We start from the raw sequence: 21,115 nt of genomic DNA, 5'->3' as shown, positions 1-21,115 counted from the left end.
GACGCCGCCGGCTTCCGGACCGCCCGCCACCGCTTCTTCGGGCACATCGTGCCCGTCCACACCGACCCCGCCCGCGTGCTGGAGATCGACGACCCGCACGACCTGGCCCGCGCCCGCGCCCTGGCCCCCCTCCTGGACGGCCCGGCCCGCGAGCACCCGCAGCACGGGGCCGACCTGCGCGAACAGGACCACCAGAACCACCCGGACGACCCGCAGCTCCACCCCGCCGGAGTGCCCGGCCACCCCGAAGCAGTCCCCGGCCCCCCGGCACCCCGAACCACTCACCCCCGAAGGACACCACCTGCCATGACCGCCACCGCCTCGCCCCGCCTGCGCACCCTCGGCTCCCGCACCGCCGGCCCCGGCCACCCCGTCTACGTGGTCGGCGAGATCGGCATCAACCACAACGGCGACCTCGGCAACGCCCTCGCCCTGATCGACGCCGCGGCCGAGGCCGGCTGCGACGCCGTCAAGTTCCAGAAGCGCACCCCGGAGATCTGCACCCCGCGCGACCAGTGGGACATCGAGCGCGACACCCCCTGGGGCCGCATGACCTACATCGACTACCGCCACCGCGTCGAGTTCGGCGAGGACGAGTACCGCGCCATCGACGAGCACTGCAAGGAGCGCGGCATCGACTGGTTCGCCTCCCCGTGGGACACCGAGGCCGTCGCCTTCCTGGAGAAGTTCGACGTCCCCGCCCACAAGGTGGCCTCCGCCTCCCTCACCGACGACGAGCTGCTGCGCGCCCTGCGCGCCACCGGCCGCACCGTCATCCTCTCCACCGGCATGTCCACCCCGGCGCAGATCCGCCACGCCGTCGAGGTCCTCGGCAGCGCGAACATCCTGCTCTGCCACGCCACCTCCACCTACCCGGCCAAGGCCGAGGAGCTGAACCTGCGCGTGATCAACACGCTCCAGGAGGAGTACCCCAACGTCCCGATCGGCTACTCCGGCCACGAGACCGGCCTGCAGACCACCCTCGCCGCCGTCGCCCTCGGCGCCACCTTCGTCGAGCGCCACATCACCCTCGACCGCGCCATGTGGGGCTCCGACCAGGCCGCCTCCGTCGAGCCCGGCGGCCTCACCCGCCTCGTCCGCGACATCCGCACCATCGAGACCGCCCTCGGCGACGGCGTCAAGAAGGTCTACGAGTCCGAGCTCGGCCCGATGAAGAAGCTCCGCCGCGTCCAGGGCGGGACCGCCGCCCCCGTGCCGGCCACCGCGGGCGTCTGACCCGCACCGCCCACGCACCCCGCCGCCCCGCCCCGTCCTCCGAACCGCCCGTCCCGTACGGCCCGTCCCCGACCCGAGGAGAACCCGGTGACCGCGCACGTGACGACCCTGGCCTTCGTGGAGAGCCCGGTCCAGCTGCTGAACGTACTGGAATGGGCCCATGCGCACGCATGGCGGGACGGGGCGGCCGCCCCGTCCGGGCCCGCCCCCGACACCGTCCTCCTGGACGGCGTACCGGCCCAGCCGCCCGCCGGCGGCACCCGGCCGGGCGGGGCGGGGGCCCGGGGCGGGGCGGGGGAGCCCGCACCCGGCGCGGAGGAGCTGCGCATAGTCGTCCTGCCGCCCGTGGACCCGATGTCCCGCGGCCAGCTGCGCCGGATGGCCGCACTGGCCCGGGACGCGGGCCACCGCGTCCAGTGGCAGGAGGCCCGGGGCTCCGGCACCGCCCCCTTCAAGGCGCTCGCCGCCCTCGCGCGCGACGTGCGCCGCGCCGACCGGATCGTGGTCGGCGACCCCTTCTCGCGGTACGTCCAGCTGCTGCTGACCCTCGTACGGGCCGACGAGCTCGTCGTCGTCGACGACGGCACCGCGACCATGGAGTTCGTCTCCCAGATCGCCCGCGGCGAGCGCCTGGTGCGCTGGCACCGGGCCGGGTCCGGCCTGGCCGGGCGGGCCCGCGAGCTGGCCTACGCCCCGGTGTCCACCACCGCCCGGCGCCGCTTCACCCCGCGCCCGGGGCAGCGCGTCGAGGTGTTCAGCGCGATGCCCGTGACCGCCCCCGAGGGGGTCCGGCTGCGGGTCAACGAGTTCGCGTGGACCCGCAGCGCCTTCGGCCCGCCGAGGGTCCTCCCCGGCACCGACCTGGTCGGCACCTCGCTCGTGGAGACCGGGGTGGTCGACGGCGCCCGCTACCTGGCCGCCGTCGGGGCCCTGGCCCGCACCCACGGGGCCGGCCGCTACTTCGCGCACCGCCGCGAGAGCAGCGCCAAACTGCGCGAGCTGGCCGAGGCCACCGGCATGGAGATCGTCCGCCCCGACCTGCCGCTCGAACTCATTGCCCGCCGTGGACCGGTCGGACGTACGATCGTCAGCTTTCCGTCCACGGTCGTCCACACCCTGCCCTACGCACTCGCGGGCACCGGGGTCACCGTGGGCGTGATCGACATCGATCCGGACTGGCTCACCGGCACGGCCTCCCCGCGGGCCCAGAGCTTCCTCGCCGGGGTCACCGACACCGCACGTGACGTGCGCAGGCTCGCGGCCACGGCGGCGGGTCCGAGGACCCCCTCCCCGGCCGGATGAGCGGCGGAGTTTACCCCTACGGGTAGGGGGCTATGCGTCTGGAAGCCGGTTTTTCTTCCCCTAACGGGCTGAACTTTTCGTGATCTCCAGCCAGTTGGGTGCTGCGTGCGCCTACCCTTAAACGGGTGAACCAGTTGATGTCCCGCGAATCTGAGACCGTCCTGCCCGGAGCGCCGGCCGAGCCCGCGCTGCCCGGCAAGCTCCCGGAGAACCTGCGAGCCGAACTGATCGCGTTCCGCCGGGACTTGCACATGCACCCCGAGCTGGGCCACCAGGAGTTCCGTACCACTGCCGCGATCAAGGCGAGACTGGAGAAAGCCGGGCTGCGCCCGCGCGTACTCGCCACCGGCACCGGACTCGTCTGCGATATCGGGGTATGGGACGGCAAGCGGCCCATGCTGGGCATCCGCGCGGACATCGACGCCCTCCCCATCCCCGACGCCAAGCTCTCGGCCCCCTACCGGTCCACCGTCCCCGACCGGGCCCACGCCTGCGGGCACGACGTGCATACCGCCACCGTGCTCGGCACCGGCCTGGTCCTGGCCCAGCTGCACCGGCAGGGCCTGCTGCCCCGGCCCGTACGGCTGCTCTTCCAGCCCGCCGAGGAGGTGCTGCCCGGCGGAGCCGCCGACGCCATCGCCTCGGGCGTGCTCGACGGGATCGGCCGGATGATCGCCGTGCACTGCGACCCGCGCGTCGACGCCGGGAAGATCGGACTGCGGGCCGGACCCATCACCTCCGCCTGCGACCGGCTGGAGGTCAGCCTCTCCGGGCCCGGCGGACACACCGCCCGGCCGCACCTGACCACCGACATGGTCACCGCGGCCGCGCGCGTCGCGGTCGACGTGCCCGCCCTCCTCAGCCGGCGCATCGACACCCGCTCCGGACTCTCCGTGACCTGGGGCCGCATCGAGTCGGGCCACGCCTGCAACGTCATCCCGATGACCGCCGAGCTCTCCGGCACCGTCCGCTGCCTCGACATCAACGCCTGGCACGAGGCCCCCGACCTGATCCACGCGGCCATCGACGAGGTCGCCGCCCTGCACGGGGCCAAGTCGGAGATCACCTACGTGCGCGGGGTGCCGCCCGTGGTCAACGACCCCGTGGTCACCGACCTGCTCCGGGACTCCATGGCCGCCCGCCGCGGCCCCGGCGCGGTCGAGGACACCGAGCAGAGCCTCGGCGGGGAGGACTTCTCCTGGTACCTGGAGCAGGTGCCCGGGGCCATGGCCCGGCTCGGCGTCCGCACCCCCGGCGACCCGGTCAAGCGCGACCTGCACCGCGGCGACTTCGACGTGGACGAGTCCGCCATCGCGGTGGGCGTGGAGCTCTTCACCGCGGCGGCCCTGCTCGACGCCCGCCACACCCGGCCGGGCCGCTGACCCGTCCCCGCCGGTCCGTCCCGGACCCGCCCGGACCCGCCCGGTCCGCCGCACACCCCGCGGCCGGAGCGGGCCCCGGGCGCCGCTTCCAGGGTTTGCCGCAGATTTCCCCGGATTTTTTTCGGCCGCCCCCGGACCGGGCGGGGGCCCGGGACGGGCCGGAGAGAGCCCAGGTACCACAAGGTTTTGGGCCTTTCGGGTTACCAGCCGGTCACTGTCCGGTTCGCGACGATCCGATAACGACTCCTGAACGGGCCTTTAACTGACATCTACGCGCGTTACGATCGCGGCGAAACCAGCGCCGGTCAGTGGCGCTTCGGTCAGGTTTTGAAGGAGCCTCCCCTTGCGCCGGATCACCAGGATCGCCACCGTGGGCATCGCGTCCGCGGCCCTCGCGCTGTCCGCCACCGCGTGTGGCGGTAAGAAGTCCACCGACGCCGGGTCCTCGGACCCGTCGGCGAAGGACGCCACCGCCGCCATCGCCTACGACATCGGCGGCCGCGGCGACCAGTCCTTCAACGACGCCGCCTACGCGGGTCTGGAGAAGGCCGAGAAGGACCTCCAGGTCAAGGGCAAGGAAGCCGAGCCCACCGAGGGCGAGAGCGACGCGGACAAGGTCCAGCGCCTCACCGAGCTGGCCCGCTCCGGCGCCAACCCGGTCATCGGTGTCGGCTTCGCGTACGCCCCGGCCATCAAGAAGGTCGCCCCGAAGTTCCCGAAGACCACCTTCGGCATCATCGACGACACCTCGGTGACCGGCGCCAACGTGGCCAACATGGTCTTCAACGAGGAGCAGGGCTCCTACCTGGCCGGCGTCGCCGCCGCCAAGGCCTCCAAGACCGGCAAGGTCGGCTTCATCGGCGGTGTCGAGGTTCCGCTGATCAAGAAGTTCGAGGCGGGCTACGTCCAGGGCGTCAAGGACACCAACCCCAAGGCCGAGGTGCTGACCCAGTACCTGACCCAGCCGCCGAACTTCGACGGCTTCGCCAAGCCCGACCTGGGCAAGGCCGCCGCGCAGGGCCAGCTCGACAAGGGCGCCGACGTGGTCTACGCCGCCGCCGGTCTCGCCGGTTCCGGTGCGATCGAGGCCGCTTCCACCGCCGGCAAGTGGGCCATCGGCGTGGACTCGGACCAGTACAACCAGGCCGGTCTGGCGAAGTACAAGAACCAGATCCTGACCTCGGTCACCAAGGACGTCTCGGACGCCGTCTACAACCTGATCAAGTCGGTCAAGGACGGCAAGCCGGAGACCGGTGAGATCCGCTACGGCCTGGACAAGGACGGCGTCGGCCTGGCCGACTCCAACCCCGAGTACAAGAAGATGACCGACCTGATCGCCGCCGTTGACAAGGCGAAGGCCGACATCATCGCCGGCACGATCAAGGTCAAGACCACCCCGTAAGGGCAGGTCGTCTCGATCTGACGGTCCCCGGGGTCCGGGAACGCGGCACAGCCGCTCCCGGACCCCGGGCCGCTTTTGTGGCCTGAAGTTTTCACTTTCGACAGTGCTACGCGCGTAGAGGTCTCGTGGACGCGATACCTTCACGACCCGCCTGTCCTTCTCCTGCTCCCCGCTCCTTCCGTCAAGGAGAGTGCGTCATCAACGCGTCCAGCCCGCCTCCCGCCGTAGAACTGCACGGCATTACCAAGCGCTTCCCCGGCGTCGTCGCCAACAAGGACATCGCGATCACCGTCCGCAAGGGCACCGTGCATGCCCTGATCGGTGAGAACGGTGCCGGCAAGTCGACCCTGATGAAGATCCTCTACGGCATGCAGAAGCCGGACGAGGGCACCATCGCCATCGACGGGGAGCAGGTCGCCTTCAACACCCCGGGCGACGCCATCGCCCGCGGCATCGGCATGGTCCACCAGCACTTCATGCTCGCCGACAACCTCACCGTCCTCGAGAACGTGGTCCTCGGCGGCGAGAAGCTGTACGGCATCGGTGCCAAGGCCCGCAAGAAGATCGTCGAGATCTCCGACGCCTACGGTCTGGGCGTGCGCCCGGACGCCCTGGTCGAGGACCTCGGCGTCGCCGACCGCCAGCGCGTGGAGATCCTCAAGGTCCTGTACCGCGGGGCGAAGATCCTCATCCTCGACGAGCCGACCGCCGTGCTCGTCCCGCAGGAGGTGGACGCGCTCTTCGACAACCTCCGCGAGCTGAAGTCCGAGGGCCTGACCGTCATCTTCATCTCCCACAAGCTGGGAGAGGTCCTGAAGGTCGCCGACGACATCACCGTCATCCGCCGGGGCACCACGGTCGGCACCGCCGACCCGAAGACCGCCACCACCAAGCAGCTCGCCGAGCTGATGGTCGGCAGCGAGCTGCCCTCCCCGGAGACCCGCGAGTCCACGGTCACCGACGTGCCGATGCTGAAGGTCGAGGGTCTGACCCTTGCCGAAAGCGGTGTCCGTGCCGTACCGCAGGTGTCCACGCAGCGGGTGATCGGCCTCAGCGACACCTACATCCACGAGGGCGCCGAGGTCGGCCGCCTCCTGCTGGACAACCTGAGCTTCACGATCCACAAGGGTGAGATCCTCGGTATCGCCGGTGTCGAGGGCAACGGCCAGACCGAACTGATCGAAGCCCTCATGGGGATGACCACGCCCGACGCCGGCGTCATCACCCTGGACGGGGCCGACATCACCAAGACCCCGGTCCGCAAGCGCCGCGAAGGCGGCATCGGGTACATCCCCGAGGACCGGCACCGGCACGGCCTGCTGCTGGAGTCCCCGCTGTGGGAGAACCGCATCCTCGGGCACGTGACCGAGGAGCCCAACTCCAAGCGCGGCATCCTGGACCCGAAGGCGGCCCGCAAGGACACCGAGCGGATCGTGCGCGAGTACGACGTCCGCACCCCCGGCATCGAGGTCACCGCGGCCTCGCTCTCCGGCGGCAACCAGCAGAAGCTGATCGTCGGCCGCGAGATGAGCCACAACCCCAAGTTCCTGATCGCCGCCCACCCCACCCGCGGTGTGGACGTCGGCGCGCAGGCCCAGATCTGGGACGCGATCCGCGAGGCCCGCCGCGAAGGCCTGGCCGTCCTGCTGATCTCCGCGGACCTGGACGAGCTGATCGGCCTCTCCGACACCCTGCGGGTCATCTACCGCGGGCGCCTCGTCGCGGACGCCGACCCTGCGACCATCACCCCGGAGGAGCTGGGCACCGCCATGACCGGCGCGGCCCGGGGCCACCTGGAAGCCAACGACGACAACTCCGCCGCCGAGGGCGACGCGCCGGAGGGCGAGGCCCGATGAAGAGCTTTGACAAGGACAAGCTGATCCTGGGGGCGGCCGGTCCGGTACTGGCCCTGGTCAGCGCCTTCCTGCTGACCGCCCTGGTGCTCCTCGCCACCGGCGTGAGCCCGATCGAGCCGATCCGCCTGATGGTGGAGAACGCCGGCTACGAGGACGTCCAGGTCCTCATCCTGAACCAGACGGGTACGTACTACCTGGCGGCCCTGGCCGTGGCCATCGGCTTCCGGATGAACCTCTTCAACATCGGCGTGGACGGTCAGTACCGCCTCGCCGCGATGATCTCGGCGGTTGTCGGTGCGGCCGTCACCCTGCCGGGCCCGCTGCACATCCTGCTGATCGTGCTCGTCGCCATGTGCGTCGGCGCCTTCTGGTCCGGCATCGCCGGTCTGCTGAAGGCCAAGCGCGGGGTCAGCGAGGTCGTCTCCACGATCATGCTGAACGCCATCGCGACCAGCCTGATCGCCTGGCTGCTCCTGCCGAAGAACTTCGGCGTGCAGATCGAGGGCTCCAACGACCTCACCACCGGCGAGATCGCCGAATCCGGCTGGTTCCCCGGCGTGAGCATGGGCGACTCCGGCGAGATCTACGGGTTCACCTTCGTGGCCTTCGCCCTGGGCGTCGTCTACTGGTTCGTCCTCAACCGCACCCGCTTCGGCTTCGACCTGCGCGCCACCGGCGCCAGCGAGTCCGCCGCGCAGGCCTCCGGTGTGGACGCCAAGAAGATGATCCTCACCTCGATGCTCATCTCGGGCGCCGTGGCCGGCCTCGCCGGTATGCCCACCCTGCTCGGCGACACCCACACGTACAGCCTGTCCTTCCCGGCGGGCGTGGGCTTCACCGGCATCACGATCGCGCTCCTGGGCCGCAACCACCCGGTCGGCATCTTCTTCGCCGCCCTGCTGATCGCGTTCCTCGACAAGGCGTCCGCCTCCCTGGACCAGTACGGGTACGCCAAGGAGATCGCCACGATCATGAAGGGCCTGATCGTGATCGCGGTCGTCGTGTCCTACGAACTCGTCCGCCGTTACGGCATCCGCCGCCAGCAGCAGAAGGTCGGCGAGGAACTGGCCGCGGGCCTCGCGATGAAGACCGAGAAGGAGGCCTCGGCGTGAGCACCAGCACCGTTTCCGCCAAGAGCTCCGCGCCCAAGAAGGACTCGGGCCGCAAGAAGCTCACCCTGCCCTGGATCCTGCTGATCATCGCGGGCGGCCTCGCCCTGGTGTCGCTGGTCCGCCTCGTCAGCGGCGCGAACGACCTGACCTCCGTCGGCCAGGTCTCCGGCGCCCTCCAGCTCGCCATCCCGATCGGCCTGGCCGGCCTCGGCGGCCTCTGGGCCGAGCGGGCCGGCGTGGTCAACATCGGCCTCGAGGGCATGATGGTCCTCGGCACCTGGTTCGGCGCCTGGGCCGGCTACCAGTGGGGCCCGTGGACCGGCGTCCTGCTCGGCATCGTCGGCGGCGCCCTCGGCGGCCTGCTGCACGCGATCATCACGGTCACGTTCAACGTGAACCACATCGTGTCCGGTGTCGCCGTCAACATCCTGGCCATCGGCATGACCCAGTACCTCTCGAACTACACGTTCAACGAGGCCCCGGGCGGCTCCTCCAAGCAGTCCCCGCGCATCGACCCCATCACGGACGTCACCATTCCGGGGCTGTCCGACTGGCTGGCCGACCTCCAGGCCAAGCACTGGTTCTTCGTCTCGGACCTCGCCGGCGTGCTCGGCGGCCTGATCACCAACCTGTCGCTGCTCACCATCGTGGCGCTGCTGCTGATCCCCGCGTCGATCTACCTGCTGTGGCACACGTCCTTCGGCCTGCGCCTGCGCTCCTGCGGTGAGAACCCGGTGGCCGCCGAGTCCCTCGGCGTCAACGTGTACAAGTACAAGTACATCGCCGTGGTCATCTCCGGCGCCCTGGCCGGTCTCGGCGGCGCGTTCCTCGCGATCGTGTCCACCGGCATCTACCAGGAGGGCCAGACCGGCGGCCGCGGCTACATCGGCCTCGCCGCGATGATCTTCGGCAACTGGATGCCGGGCGGCATGGCCCTCGGCGCCGGACTCTTCGGCTTCACCGACAGCCTCAAGCTGCGCGGCGGCGCCGAGAACGTCCACGCGATGCTGCTGCTGATCGCCCTGCTGCTGGTCATCGCCTTCGCCTGGCAGCTGTACAAGAAGAAGTACACGGCGGCCCTGGTCTCCGCGGCCTGCTCCGCCGGCCTCTTCGTCTGGTACGCGCTGACCGACGAGGTCCCGAGCCAGTTCGTGGACGCGGCCCCGTACGTCACCACCCTGCTCGTGCTGGCCCTGTCGGCCCAGCGCCTGCGGATGCCCAAGGCGGACGGCATGCCGTACCGGAAGGGCCAGGGCAAGTGACGGCGTCCGCCGGGCCGGCCATCGGCTGGGAGGCCCTGCGGGAGCTGGCCCGGGACGCGATGTCCCGCGCCTACGCCCCGTACTCGGGCTTCCCGGTCGGCGTGGCCGCCCAGGTGGACGACGGCCGCACGGTCACCGGCTGCAACGTGGAGAACGCGAGCTACGGACTGGGCCTGTGCGCCGAGTGCGGACTGGTCTCGCAGCTCCAGGCCACCGGTGGCGGCCGCCTGACGCACTTCACCTGTGTGGACGGCAAGGGCGAGATCCTGGTCCCGTGCGGCCGCTGCCGCCAGCTGCTCTACGAGTTCGGCGGCCCCGAGCTGCTGGTGGAGACCCCCGACGGGGTGCTCCCGCTGGCGGCGATGCTGCCGCAGGCCTTCGGGCCCGACCACTTGAGAAAGCCGTAAGAGGACGGCCCTCCGCCCCCTGCCGGGCGGGGGGCCGTCGCACTTCCCCGCAGTACCGTTGACACCCCTCTCTATGCGCGTAGAAGGAAGTACCTCCATGGACGTCATCTCCGTCATCCGGACCAAGCGCGACCGCGGCGAGCTGAGCCCCGAGCAGATCGACTGGGTCATCGACGCGTACACCCGCGGCGCGGTCGCGGACGAGCAGATGTCCGCGCTGGCCATGGCCATCCTGCTCAACGGCATGAACCGCGCCGAGATCGCCCGCTGGACCGCCGCGATGATCGCGAGCGGCGAGCGGATGAACTTCGACTCCCTCTCCCGCCCCACTGCCGACAAGCACTCCACCGGCGGCGTCGGCGACAAGATCACCCTGCCGCTGGCCCCGCTCGTCGCCGCCTGCGGCGCCGCCGTACCGCAGCTCTCCGGCCGCGGTCTCGGCCACACCGGCGGCACCCTGGACAAGCTGGAGTCCATCCCCGGCTGGCGCGCCCTGCTCTCCAACGAGGAGATGCTGCACGTCCTCGACACCACCGGCGCGGTCATCTGCGCCGCCGGCGACGGGCTCGCCCCCGCCGACAAGAAGCTCTACGCGCTGCGCGACGTGACCGGCACCGTCGAGGCCATCCCGCTGATCGCCTCCTCGATCATGTCGAAGAAGATCGCCGAGGGTACGGGCTCCCTGGTCCTCGACGTCAAGGTCGGCACCGGCGCCTTCATGAAGAACATCGAGGACGCCCGCGAGCTGGCCCGCACCATGGTCGGCCTCGGCACCGACTCCGGGGTCAAGACCGTCGCCCTGCTCACCGACATGTCCACCCCGCTCGGCCTCACCGCGGGCAACGCGCTCGAGATCCGCGAGTCCGTCGAGGTCCTGGCCGGCGGCGGCCCCGCCGACGTGGTCGAGCTGACCCTCGCCCTGGCCAGGGAGATGCTCGACGCGGCCGGCATCAAGGACGCCGACCCGGCGAAGGCCCTCGCGGACGGCTCCGCCATGGACGTCTGGCGCCGGATGATCTCCGCCCAGAGCGGCGACCCGGACGCGGCCCTGCCGGTGGCCCGCGAGCAGCACGTGGTCACCGCTTCCGCCTCCGGCGTCCTGACCCGCATGGACGCCTACGCCGTGGGCGTCGGCGCCTGGCGCCTGGGCGCCGGCCGGGCCCGCAAGGAGGACCCGGTGCAGGCGGGCGCGGGCATCGAGCTGCACGCCAAGCCCGGCGACACCGTCGTGGCCGGCCAGCCGCTGCTGACCCTGCACACCGACACCCCGGAGAAGTTCGACTACGCCCTCGCGGCCCTGGAGGGCGGCTACGACATCGCCCCCGCGGGCACGGCCTTCACCGCCGACCCGATCGTCCTCGACCGGATCGCCTGACGTCCCGCGGCCGCCCCGCGGCGGCCCGCAGCGACTTCCGGCGCCCCTCCGGCGCCTTTCCGCCCGGCCCACCGATGAATCGGGGGGCCGGGCGGGGTCTCTACCCCGTGGAGACCAATCCGAGCCCGTACGGGCACCAGACACCCCGGATCCTGACCCTGCCCGGCCCCGGGCTGCCCGAGAGCGACGTACCCGCCCTGTGCGAACGGGTGCGGGAGCTGAGCCGCGACGGCCCCGCCGAGCTGCTGTGCGACGCCGCCGCCCTCGTCCGGCCCGACCTCGGCGCGGTCAACGCCCTCGCGCGCATGGCGCTCACCGCCCGCCGCCACGGCACCCGGATGCGGGTGACGGGCGCGGGCGGCGGACTGCGCAGCCTCCTGGTCCTGACCGGGCTGACCGGCGTACTCGGCAGTGACTGAACCCTCAGGCGGGACCGGCGGCCGGCTCCGGCGCCAGCCGCTCCGGCAGCCCGAACAGCGGGAACCACCGGTCGGTGTCCAGGAAGGCGTTCAGCCCGACGATCCGGCCGTCCGCTATCTCCAGCACCTGGAGGGCCCACGGGGTGTGCCCCCGCCCGTCCTCCGCCGGACGGTACTGGGCGAAGGCCGGGAGTCCGTTCGCCACCGTGGGGACCAGGCGCGAGCCCTTGCAGCCGATGCCCTGCCCCAGGTGCCAGGCCGCGATGTCCGCCGGGCCCTGGAGCCACAGGTCGAACGGCGGCATCGACAGCACCGCGTCCTCGTGCAGCAGCGAGGTCAGCTGCGCGATGTCGTAGCCCTCGAAGGCGGCCACGTACCGGTCGAGCAGCTTGCGCTGCTCCTCGTCCAGGGGGTCGGCCGTCTCGCTCTCGCGCACCGGCCGGGCGGCGAGCGTGGCCCGCGCCCGCTGGAGGGCACTGTTCACCGAGGCCACCGTGGTCCCCAGCAGCTCCGCCGTCTCGTCGGCCTTCCAGGCCAGCACCTCGCGCAGGATCAGCACGGCCCGCTGCTTGGCCGGCAGGTGCTGGAGGGCCGCGACGAACGCCAGCCGCACGGACTCCTTCGCGAGGGCCATCTCCGCCGGATCGGCGGTCTGCGGCAGCACCCGCCCGTCCGGCACCGGCTCCAGCCAGGTCACCTCGGGCAGGGTGTTCAGCACCGCGGAGGACTGGGCCTGCGGGGCCGACAGGTCCATCGGGCGGGCCCGCTTGCTGCCCGCGCTCAGCAGGTCCAGGCACACGTTCGTCGCGATCCGGTACAGCCAGGAGCGCACCGAGGAGCGGCCCTCGAACCTCTCGTAGCTCCGCCAGGCCCGGATGCAGGTCTCCTGCACCGCGTCCTCGGCGTCGAAGGCCGAGCCGAGCATCCGGTAGCAGTACCCGCGCAGCTCGGTCCGGTGCCGCTCCAGCACCCCGTCCAGCGCCGGCCGGTCCGCAGGGCCGGGGCCGGGGCCGCCGACCGGGTCGGGCTCGCGGATCAGGTCCAGGTCGAGGCCGAGGTCGCTCATCGTGCTCAATCCCCCAGGATCGGTTCTGCGGTGACCGGACGCGCGGCGCCGCACACCCGGTACTCCGGAAACTACCCGAGGGCACTGACAGCGGCAGCCGGAACGCGCAGCCGGACCGTACGATCCGGCCCGCGCGCTCCGGCCGTCGGTCACGTACCCGGCTTGCGCCCGTACACGAAGACGTCGTCGCCCTTCTTCAGCATGTTCCAGTACACCTTGGCGTCGGCCGGGGTCATGTTCACGCAGCCGCCCGAGCCCGGCGGGTTCCACATGCTCTTCTTCGTGGAGTGGAAGGCCTGGCCCCCGTCGAAGAACTGCGAGTACGGCATCCACACCTTGTAGATCGACGACCAGTGGTTGATGTTCCGGTGGTAGATCTTCTTCAGGCCGGTACGGGTCTCCGTACCGTCCTTGCCCGTGCGCACCGGCACCGGACCGAACTTCAGCACCGACCCGTCCTGGATCCAGCTGAGCTGGCGGGTCAGGTCCACGCAGGCGATCCGGCCCTTGTTGGTCGGACACTTGCCGGCCTTGTTCGGGTTCTTGCCCGCGGCCTTCTGCGCGATCATCGTCTCCATCGTGCGCCAGGTCACCAGCCCGGCGTACCCCATGGTCGGGGTGATCCCGTGCTTGGCCTGGAAGGCCTTGATGGCCTGGCAGTCACCGGCGGACTGGCGGCCGTCCACCGTCCGCCCCAGGAACTTCTCCACCTGCTTCTGGTACGGGCCCGTGCTCGTGGTGCAGGAGGCGGCCTGTGCCGGAGCCGCCGTGGCCGCGAGGGTCAGCGGCACGACCAGCGCCGTCGCCGCACCCACGGCAGCGGCACGCAGTCGCAGCCGCCGCCCCGTCGTACCGTCCCCCCGGACCGCTGCCCGCGACCGTATTCCGGCCTTCACGTCCATCTCGTCGTCCTCCCCTCGCGGGCCCCGGGCGGGCCCTCGGATGGGTGACGCACGAGGGGGTGGGGAGGGTTGCGTTCCGCGCACGTATTTTTCGGATATTCGGGCTTATCGAGGGGGTGGAGGGATGGAGGCGCGGAGGGACGGAGGGGTGGGGACGGCCGGGGACCCCGTAGGAGCCCCGCGCCCGCGCGGTCAGCGCGCCGCCGACAGTGCCAGCCGCTCGGCGCGGGCCACCCGCGACCCGTACAGCGTGATCGATACGACGCCCAGCACCGCCAGCAGCCCCAGCAGCACCGTCGCCTCCCAGCCCCCGGCGTGGTACGCCACCGCCCCGAGGGTGCCGCCCGCGCTGCTGCCCAGGTAGTACGCCGACTGGTACAGCGCCGAGGCCTGCGCGCGGCCCGTCTTCGCCGTCCGGCTCACCGAGGACGAGGCCACCGCGTGGCCCGCGAAGAACCCCGCCGTGATCAGCACCAGGCCCGCCACGATCGCCCCCAGCCGGTCCGACAGCGACAGCAGCAGACCGGCGGCCGTGGTCGACACGGCCAGGTACAGCGCCCCGCGCCGCCCGAGCCGGGCCACGAGCTGCCCGGCCGCGGCCGAGGAGACCGTACCGACCAGGTAGACCAGGAACACCGAGCCGATCACGCCCTGCCCCAGCGAGAACGGCTCCTCCGACAGCCGGTAGCCGATCACCGTGTACACGGCCCCGAACACCGTCATGAACAGCGCGCCGATCCCGTACAGGCGCAGCAGCAGCGGGTCCTTCAGGTGCCCGGCGACCGTACGGCCCACCGCCCGCGGCTGGAGCGAGGCCGGGCGGAAGAACCGCGCCTTCGGCAGCAGCATCCGGAACACCACCGCGCACAGCAGCGCCAGCACGCCCACCGCGGCCAGCCCGCCGCGCCAGCCCCACAGCTGGGCGCCCCAGCCCGTGACCAGGCGCCCGCTCATGCCGCCGATCGAATTGCCCGCCACGAACAGCCCGATCGCCGCCACCAGCGCCCGCGGCTTGACCTCCTCCGCCAGGTACGCCATCGCGGAGGCCGGGATGCCGGCGATCGCCGCGCCCTGCACCGCGCGCAGCACGGTCAGCGCCTCCAGGCTCGGCGCGAGGGGCACCAGCAGGCCGACGCCGACCGCGAGGGCCAGCGACCAGGTCATCATCCGGGTCCGGCCGAAGCGCTCGGACAGGGCGCTCAGCGGGAGGACGAAGAGGGCGAGCGCACCGGTGGCCGCGGACACCGTCCAGCTGGCCTGGCCCGCCGTCACGCCGAAGCCGGCGGAGAGGGCCGGGAGCAGCGCCTGCGTGGAGTACAGCAGGGCGAAGGTGGCCAGACCGGCGGCGAAGAGCGCGAGGCTCAGCCGGCGGTAGCCGGGACGGCCGGGGGAGAGGGGCTCGGGGGCGGCCGGTGCGGGGGTGAGGGGTGCGGGGGACGGCAGGGGAGAGGCACCCGCGGTGGCGGGTGCCCCGGTATGAGCGGGAGGCATGCGTCGACGGTAGGGCGGCCCGCCTTCATGCGTCCAATGCAATGAATCGCGATAATCCATGCACAGCCGTATAAGCAATGCTCAGGGAGGTGCCTGTCATTGAGTAGTTACGAAGAAGACATGGCCGTGACAACGATCATCGCCCCGCGCCTGACCCATTTCGCCGCCGTGGCCCGCCACGAGCACGTCACACGCGCCGCCCAGGAACTGGGAGTTCCCCAGCCGACCCTGTCCCGCTCCATCGCCCGGCTCGAACAGGACCTGGGAGTAACGCTGTTCGCCCGCCGCGGCCGCGCCCTCGTCCTCACCACGGCCGGCCGCACCTTCCACGCCGCCGCCGAACGGGCCCTCGCCGACCTCGCCCGCGCCGCCGAGTCCGTCCAGGCCGACGCCGACCCCGCGGCCGGCAAGGTCGCCTTCGGCTTCCTGCACACCATGGGCTCCGAGACCGTACCCGAGCTCATCCGGGCCTTCCGCGTCGACCACCCCAAGGTGCGGTTCTCGCTCGTGCAGAACTACGGCGAGGCCATGCTGGAGCGCCTGCGCGCCGGCGAACTCGACCTCTGCCTCACCTCCCCGGTCCCCGACGCCCCCGACCTCGTCGCCCGCCGCCTCGACGAACAGCGCCTGCGGCTGGTCGTCCCCGAGGACCACCGCCTGGCCGCCCGCAAGCGCGTCCGCCTCGCCGAGGCCGCCGACGAGACCTTCGTGACCCTGGAACCGGGCTACGGTCTGCGCCGCATCACCGACGACCTGTGCGCGGCGGCCGGGTTCACCCCCCGGGTCGCCTTCGAGGGCGAGGAGGCGGAGACCCTCCGCGGCCTGGTCGCCGCCGGCCTGGGCGTGGCCCTCCTCCCGCCCCCGGCGGTGGCCCGCCCCGGAGTCGTCGAACTGACCGTCACGGCCCCCCGCGCCGTCCGCGAAATCGGCGTCGCCTGGCTCGACGGCCACCCCGACACCCCACCGGTAGCCGCCTTCAAACGCTTCCTCCTCAGCCGCCGCGGCAACCTGCTGCCGCACGTGTAGGGGTACGGGCGCCACCCCCCGGGGCGGGGTCTCCTCCCCCGCCCGTTTACCCCGCCGACCCGTCTTTGCCCACCGCCCCCGGGGTGGGCCGGGGTACGGTGCTCAGCTCCCGTACGGGGTTGGGTGGGCGGTCTGTGTCACGGCGCGCGGTCGGCCCACCCCCGAATTGCCTTCCGACCCCGTCTACCCAGCCTCGCCAGGGGGTCCCCCGGACGAAGTCTGGGGGAGTTTGAGGCGCGGGGTCCGGGGCGGAGCCCCAGTTTCGGGAAGGGGCTGTGGGGACTGACTGGTGTTCGACGGGAGTGACCCCGCCACCCGGCGGGACGTCACGCCGGGGGCGGTGGCGGCGGTGGCCGCGGCGCGCCGTCGGTGCGGTGCGCGGGGGTTCCTCGTGCCGGGGCGGGCGTAGGCGTCTGCGTCAGCCGTCGGCGGAGGCGGACGGGCAGGCGTGGGGCCGGTCCGGGGAGAGGAGCCAGCCGGCCTGGAAGCGGCTTCTGGCGCCTGCGGCGCGCATGATCTCGGCGATGTGGCGGGCGCAGGTGCGTTCCGACATGCCGAGGCGGCGGGCGATGACCTTGTCCTCCGTGCCCTCGGAGAGCAACTGCACGATGGTCTGGCGGAGTTCCTCGGAGATCGAGCGCGCCAGGTCGGGGCCGACGGAGGTGGGGAACGGCTGGGCGCCGAGCCAGGAGCGCTCGAAGGCGGCGGTCATGAAGCCGACGACGTTCGGTTCGCGGACGACGAGGGCGGCGCCGTTCAGGGGGGTGCCGTTGGAGCCCCGTACGGCCATCAGGCCGGTGTGCCCGTCGAAGACCAGCATCCGCATCAGGCCGTCGCCGAGGGTGCGGACCTGGGCCCCGAGGGCGGTCACCCGTTCGACGTAGGCGGCGGTGGGGCGGTTGTAGCGGGCGGTGTGCTGGTAGATCGTGCGGATGCGGACCCCGCGGGCCAGCATGGACTCGTCGCGCCCGATGGCCTCCTCCAGGGTTTCGACGGGCCGTCCGCCGCCCGGCTGGGAGGTGAGGAGCTCCTCGGTGCAGCCGGCGGCGAGTTCGGCGATGATCGCGCGTACGGCGCCCAGGTCGGTGACGAGTTCGAGGCTGCCCGAGCGCTCCGGGTCGCGCTGTGCGGCCCCCGCCTCGTACGCGGGGGTGAGCGAGTCGAGCCGGCAGCGCAGCCGGTCCATCTCCTCCTGGGTGTCCCGCATCCGCAGGGCGAGCGGCGCGAGGGCCCGGGCGGCCGCGGCCCGCGGTGCCACCGCGCTCCACGCGTCCTCGGTGCCGGCCGCGCGCTGCAGCAGGTGGAGGGCGACCAGCTCGGCCAGGGCCTGGTCCGCCTCGGGGCCCAGCGCATCGAGGGCCTCCTCGGCCCGGAACGCGTGCCGGTCGGCGGCGTACGCGTAGAGGCGCCCGGCCGCCGGGCTCACATAGTCGGCAGGCATGTGCCTATTCGTCCCTGTCTGTGGCGCTTTATAAACCCCTCGTGTTCCCGCACGGCACGAACAGGAAGCCTAAGTACGCGGTCCGGACCAATCCCCGCGGGGCAGAGTGGATCCCACGGCGTGAGGGGGGAGCGCGGGATGCGACAGGGGAAGCCCGTGGCCGTTCTGCTGAGCCCGCACCCCGCCGTGGTGGCCGCCGCCCGCAGGGCGGGCGCGCACACCGTGGTGGTCGCGCCCGGTCCGGCGGAGCCAACCGACCGTGAGGGGGCGGTACGGCTGGTACGCGCGGACTGGCGCGATCACCGCCGTCTGGTGGCGGCGCTGGCCCGGCTGGAGGAGGTGCGGGAGGGGAACGCCTCCGTCTTCGGATTCGCCGCGGCCAGCGCCCTCCCGGCCGCCCGCGCCAACGAGGAGTTAGGCCTGCGCGGGACCCCCGGCGCCGCCGTGGCGGCCCTGGCCGACAAGGCCGCGCTGCGCGCCCGCGTCAACGCCGCCGAAGGCCGTACGGTCTCCTTCGCCCGCTGCGGCCGGGCCTCCCTGCTCCCCTTCCTCACCACCCTCATCGGCTACCCCTGCGTCATCAAGCCCCGGTCGGGCTCGGACGGGGAGGGGGTGCGGAAGGTGGTGGACGCGGCGGCGGCCTCACGGGCCGTCCGCGCCTACCCGGAGGTCACGGACCTGATCGTGGAGGAGTTCCTGGAGGGCCCGGAACTGGCCGTGGCCACCCTCTCCCGCGCAGGCCGCCACCGGATCCTCGGCTGGACCCGCCGGCTGCCCCGCCCCGGCGACCCGGGCCTCGCGGCCGCCGGACACGAGCTGCCCGCCGCCCTCGACCCGGCCGCCGCCGAGTCCGTACGGGCCCTGGTCCGCCGGGTGCTGGACCTGGCCGGGCACCGGGACGGCCCCGGCCAGACGGAGGTGGTCCTGACGGACCGCGGCCCCCGGCTCGTCGAGGCGCAGGCCCGCCCCGCTCCGCCGGAGCTGGCGCAGCTGCTGGGACTCGCGCTCGGCACCGATGTGCTCGGCCTCGCCCTGGCGGCCGGGCTGGGCCTGCCCGAGCCGGTCCGCACCCCGCGGATCGCGCACGCGGGACTGCGGTACGTGGACTTCCCGCCCGGCCGCCTCGACGCCGTCGCCGGACTCGCCGAGGCCCGCGCCCTGCCGGGGGTCCTGCGCATCCGCGTACAGGTCCCGCTGGGCACGACGGTGCACCGCCCCCCGACCGGCGCCTTCCACCACGGGTACGTCCTGGCCACCGCGTCCGACCCGCGGGAGCTGACCTGGACCCTGGACCGGGCCGCGGGCCTGCTGGAGGCGGTCTCGGTCCCCGGCTGAGCCCGCCTGGACGCACGGCACACCGGGCCCGCCCCCCTCACCCCCGCAGCGACTTCCCGAACCCCGAGGCCAGCGGCATCCGCAGCCCCAGCGGCGGCGGGGCGGCGAGGGCGTCGGCGACCGGGCGGGAGTAGCGGCCGGAGAACAGGGCGCCGAGGACGAAGTCCACGGAGAGGGAGACGACTTCGGAACGGTGCTCGCGCAGCGAGTGGCCGTCGGAGTGGACCTCGAAGCGGCAGGTGGAGCGGTTCGCCTTCTTCGCCCGCTCCGCGAGCCGGAACGACAACTCCGGGTCCGTACGCGCGTCGTTGGTGCCGTGCACGATCAACACCTGGCGCCCGGCGAGCTGTTTCACCGGTTCGGGGGAGGCGGCCGCGGCGGGCTCCGGCAGGCAAGGGGCCAGTGCCAGAACGGAGTTGACGGCCGGATGGCCCCCGGCGCGCAGGGCGTCCAGCCCCCCGGCCCCGTACCCGGCCAGGCAGACGGGCACGTCCCCGTAGCGCCGTACGGACTCGTCGGCGGCCCACTCGGCGGAGCCGCCGTGCACCAGGTGTGCGGCCAGCCCCTCCGCCGCTCCCGCCCTGGCCAGGGCCCGGCCGAGGCGGCGCACCGGTCCGGGGGAGAGCCGAGAGGAGCCGGGGATTAAGAGGACGACGCCGCTGACCACCTCGGAGCCGCTGGCGCGGGCCGCCCGTCCCAGGCGGGCCCCGCGCGCCGGCTGCGCATGCTGTGCCATGGCCAAACAGTCTCAGACGGCCGGGTGTACGCCACCCGTCCGCACGGTCACCGTTAGGTATCGACCGCGAGGCCCACCCGGGCGTTCTACGCGCGTAGGGGCTAGAGTGCGGAAATGACGAGCGAGACCCCCAACCTGCCCACGCCCGATCAGATCCGCCGCTCCCCGAAGGTGCTGCTGCACGATCACCTGGACGGCGGCCTGCGCCCCGGGACGATCATCGAGCTGGCGGCCGAGGTCGGCTACGACAAGCTCCCGGAGGCCGACGCCGACAAGCTCGGCGTCTGGTTCCGCGACGCCGCCGACTCCGGTTCGCTGCCGCGCTACCTGGAGACCTTCGCGCACACCTGTGCCGTCATGCAGACGAAGGAGGCGCTCTTCCGGGTCGCCGCCGAGTGCGCCGAGGACCTCGCCGAGGACGGCGTGGTGTACGCGGAGATCCGCTACGCCCCCGAGCAGCACCTCGAGGCCGGCCTGACCCTCGAAGAGGTCGTCGAGGCCGTCAACGACGGCTTCCGCGAGGGCGAGCGCCGCGCGAAGGCCAACGGCCACCGCATCCGCGTCGGCGCCCTGCTCACCGCGATGCGCCACGCCGCCCGCGCGCTGGAGATCGCCGAGCTGGCCAACCGCTACCGCGACAACGGCGTCGTCGGCTTCGACATCGCCGGCGCCGAGGCCGGGTTCCCCCCCACCCGCCACCTCGACGCCTTCGAGTACCTGAAGCGCGAGAACAACCACTTCACGATCCACGCGGGCGAGGCCTTCGGCCTGCCGTCGATCTGGCAGGCCCTCCAGTGGTGCGGCGCCGACCGCCTCGGCCACGGCGTGAAGATCATCGACGACATCGAGGTCGCCGCGGACGGCAGCGTGAAGCTGGGTCGCCTGGCCTCGTACGTGCGGGACAAGCGCGTCCCCCTGGAGATGTGCCCCACCTCGAACCTGCAGACCGGGGCCGCCGCCTCGTACGCCGAGCACCCGATCGGCCTGCTGCGCCGCCTGCACTTCCGCCTCACGGTCAACACCGACAACCGGCTGATGAGCGGCACCAGCATGAGCCGCGAATTCGAGCACCTGGTCGACACCTTCGGCTACTCGCTCGACGACATGCAGTGGTTCACCGTCAATGCGATGAAGTCCGCGTTCATTCCTTTCGATGAACGACTGGCCATGATCAACGACGTGATCAAGCCCGGTTACGCCGAGCTGAAGTCGGAGTGGCTGTTCAAGCAGACCGCCTCTACCAGCGGTTCTGTCTCCGCCTAGGCCAGAGCGTCACCAACGGAAAGCGTCCGGGAGCGTGAATCCCCGGACGCTTTCTCGTATTTAAGGATGTTTGCGGGAGGGTGTTTGAGGTGGCTAGTTTGC

18 protein-coding genes are annotated in these 21,115 nt (G+C 72.3%); 13 read left to right on the top strand and 5 right to left on the bottom strand.

Going from position 1 to position 21,115, the window contains the following annotated elements; genetic code table 11:
* Window positions 1–306: 306 nt before the first annotated feature.
* The 10 genes from ACZ7JZ_RS01105 to ACZ7JZ_RS01060 all read left to right on the top strand — a co-directional run bounded on the left by ACZ7JZ_RS01105 (window position 307) and on the right by ACZ7JZ_RS01060 (window position 11,753).
* Window positions 307–1,236 carry an N-acetylneuraminate synthase family protein gene (locus tag ACZ7JZ_RS01105; RefSeq protein ID WP_470932427.1) on the top strand — a complete coding sequence of 310 codons (930 nt, stop codon included), beginning with the start codon at window positions 307–309 and terminating at the stop codon, window positions 1,234–1,236.
* An 87-nt stretch (window positions 1,237–1,323) separates the two neighbouring features.
* A complete protein-coding gene (locus ACZ7JZ_RS01100) occupies window positions 1,324–2,538 on the top strand; it encodes a hypothetical protein (RefSeq protein WP_470931859.1) in 1,215 nt (404 codons plus the stop codon).
* A 137-nt stretch (window positions 2,539–2,675) separates the two neighbouring features.
* Complete coding sequence (locus tag ACZ7JZ_RS01095) at window positions 2,676–3,920, top strand: amidohydrolase (protein WP_470931857.1); 1,245 nt, start codon at window positions 2,676–2,678, stop codon at window positions 3,918–3,920.
* Between the two features lie 343 nt (window positions 3,921–4,263).
* Window positions 4,264–5,322 (top strand): BMP family lipoprotein, encoded by a 1,059-nt coding sequence (locus ACZ7JZ_RS01090; protein WP_470931855.1) that lies wholly within the window; start codon window positions 4,264–4,266, stop codon window positions 5,320–5,322.
* 125 nt (window positions 5,323–5,447) lie between these two features.
* On the top strand, window positions 5,448–7,178 hold the full coding sequence (locus ACZ7JZ_RS01085) for an ABC transporter ATP-binding protein (protein ID WP_470931853.1): 1,731 nt from the start codon (window positions 5,448–5,450) through the stop codon (window positions 7,176–7,178).
* Window positions 7,175–8,290 carry an ABC transporter permease gene (locus ACZ7JZ_RS01080; protein WP_470931851.1) on the top strand — a complete coding sequence of 372 codons (1,116 nt, stop codon included), beginning with the start codon at window positions 7,175–7,177 and terminating at the stop codon, window positions 8,288–8,290. The genes ACZ7JZ_RS01085 and ACZ7JZ_RS01080 overlap by 4 nt, the downstream gene beginning before the upstream one ends.
* Complete coding sequence (locus ACZ7JZ_RS01075; protein ID WP_470931849.1) at window positions 8,287–9,552, top strand: ABC transporter permease; 1,266 nt, start codon at window positions 8,287–8,289, stop codon at window positions 9,550–9,552. Before ACZ7JZ_RS01080 ends, ACZ7JZ_RS01075 begins: the two co-directional genes overlap by 4 nt.
* Window positions 9,549–9,959, top strand: coding sequence for a cytidine deaminase (locus ACZ7JZ_RS01070; protein ID WP_470931847.1), 411 nt, complete (start codon window positions 9,549–9,551; stop codon window positions 9,957–9,959). Before ACZ7JZ_RS01075 ends, ACZ7JZ_RS01070 begins: the two co-directional genes overlap by 4 nt.
* 97 nt (window positions 9,960–10,056) lie before the next feature.
* The gene (locus ACZ7JZ_RS01065; protein ID WP_470931845.1) at window positions 10,057–11,334 is read left to right on the top strand and encodes a thymidine phosphorylase; all 1,278 of its coding nucleotides are present in this window, start codon (window positions 10,057–10,059) and stop codon (window positions 11,332–11,334) included.
* Between the two features lie 107 nt (window positions 11,335–11,441).
* Window positions 11,442–11,753: an STAS domain-containing protein gene (locus ACZ7JZ_RS01060; protein ID WP_470931843.1), complete on the top strand. Its 312-nt coding sequence runs from the start codon at window positions 11,442–11,444 to the stop codon at window positions 11,751–11,753.
* A 4-nt stretch (window positions 11,754–11,757) separates the two neighbouring features.
* On the opposite strand, the gene ACZ7JZ_RS01055 is transcribed toward ACZ7JZ_RS01060, so the two are convergent.
* The 3 genes from ACZ7JZ_RS01055 to ACZ7JZ_RS01045 form a co-directional block, all read right to left on the bottom strand.
* Window positions 11,758–12,819 carry a sigma-70 family RNA polymerase sigma factor gene (locus tag ACZ7JZ_RS01055; protein WP_470932425.1) on the bottom strand — a complete coding sequence of 354 codons (1,062 nt, stop codon included), beginning with the start codon at window positions 12,817–12,819 and terminating at the stop codon, window positions 11,758–11,760.
* A gap of 149 nt (window positions 12,820–12,968) precedes the next feature.
* Window positions 12,969–13,721 carry a L,D-transpeptidase family protein gene (locus ACZ7JZ_RS01050; RefSeq protein WP_470931841.1) on the bottom strand — a complete coding sequence of 251 codons (753 nt, stop codon included), beginning with the start codon at window positions 13,719–13,721 and terminating at the stop codon, window positions 12,969–12,971.
* A gap of 192 nt (window positions 13,722–13,913) precedes the next feature.
* Entirely contained in the window at window positions 13,914–15,212 is a 1,299-nt protein-coding gene (locus ACZ7JZ_RS01045) for an MFS transporter (protein ID WP_470931839.1), read from the bottom strand.
* A gap of 120 nt (window positions 15,213–15,332) precedes the next feature.
* Here ACZ7JZ_RS01045 and ACZ7JZ_RS01040 point away from each other — a divergent pair, with 120 nt between their 5' ends.
* Entirely contained in the window at window positions 15,333–16,238 is a 906-nt protein-coding gene (locus ACZ7JZ_RS01040; protein ID WP_470931837.1) for a LysR family transcriptional regulator, read from the top strand.
* Window positions 16,239–16,656: 418 nt separating this feature from the next.
* On the opposite strand, the gene ACZ7JZ_RS01035 is transcribed toward ACZ7JZ_RS01040, so the two are convergent.
* Window positions 16,657–17,679, bottom strand: coding sequence for a LuxR C-terminal-related transcriptional regulator (locus ACZ7JZ_RS01035; RefSeq protein ID WP_470931835.1), 1,023 nt, complete (start codon window positions 17,677–17,679; stop codon window positions 16,657–16,659).
* Window positions 17,680–17,817: 138 nt separating this feature from the next.
* Here ACZ7JZ_RS01035 and ACZ7JZ_RS01030 point away from each other — a divergent pair, with 138 nt between their 5' ends.
* Complete coding sequence (locus ACZ7JZ_RS01030; RefSeq protein WP_470931833.1) at window positions 17,818–19,014, top strand: ATP-grasp domain-containing protein; 1,197 nt, start codon at window positions 17,818–17,820, stop codon at window positions 19,012–19,014.
* 37 nt (window positions 19,015–19,051) lie between these two features.
* On the opposite strand, the gene ACZ7JZ_RS01025 is transcribed toward ACZ7JZ_RS01030, so the two are convergent.
* Window positions 19,052–19,750 (bottom strand): alpha/beta hydrolase, encoded by a 699-nt coding sequence (locus tag ACZ7JZ_RS01025; protein ID WP_470931831.1) that lies wholly within the window; start codon window positions 19,748–19,750, stop codon window positions 19,052–19,054.
* A 114-nt stretch (window positions 19,751–19,864) separates the two neighbouring features.
* Between ACZ7JZ_RS01025 and ACZ7JZ_RS01020 the strand changes: the two genes are divergently transcribed.
* Window positions 19,865–21,013: an adenosine deaminase gene (locus ACZ7JZ_RS01020; RefSeq protein ID WP_470931829.1), complete on the top strand. Its 1,149-nt coding sequence runs from the start codon at window positions 19,865–19,867 to the stop codon at window positions 21,011–21,013.
* Window positions 21,014–21,115 lie beyond the last annotated feature (102 nt).

This window comes from Streptomyces sp. NPDC038213 (genome assembly GCF_055600495.1).
Note: the sequence above shows the minus strand (reverse complement) of the source record. Positions and strands in the feature narration are given on the sequence as shown.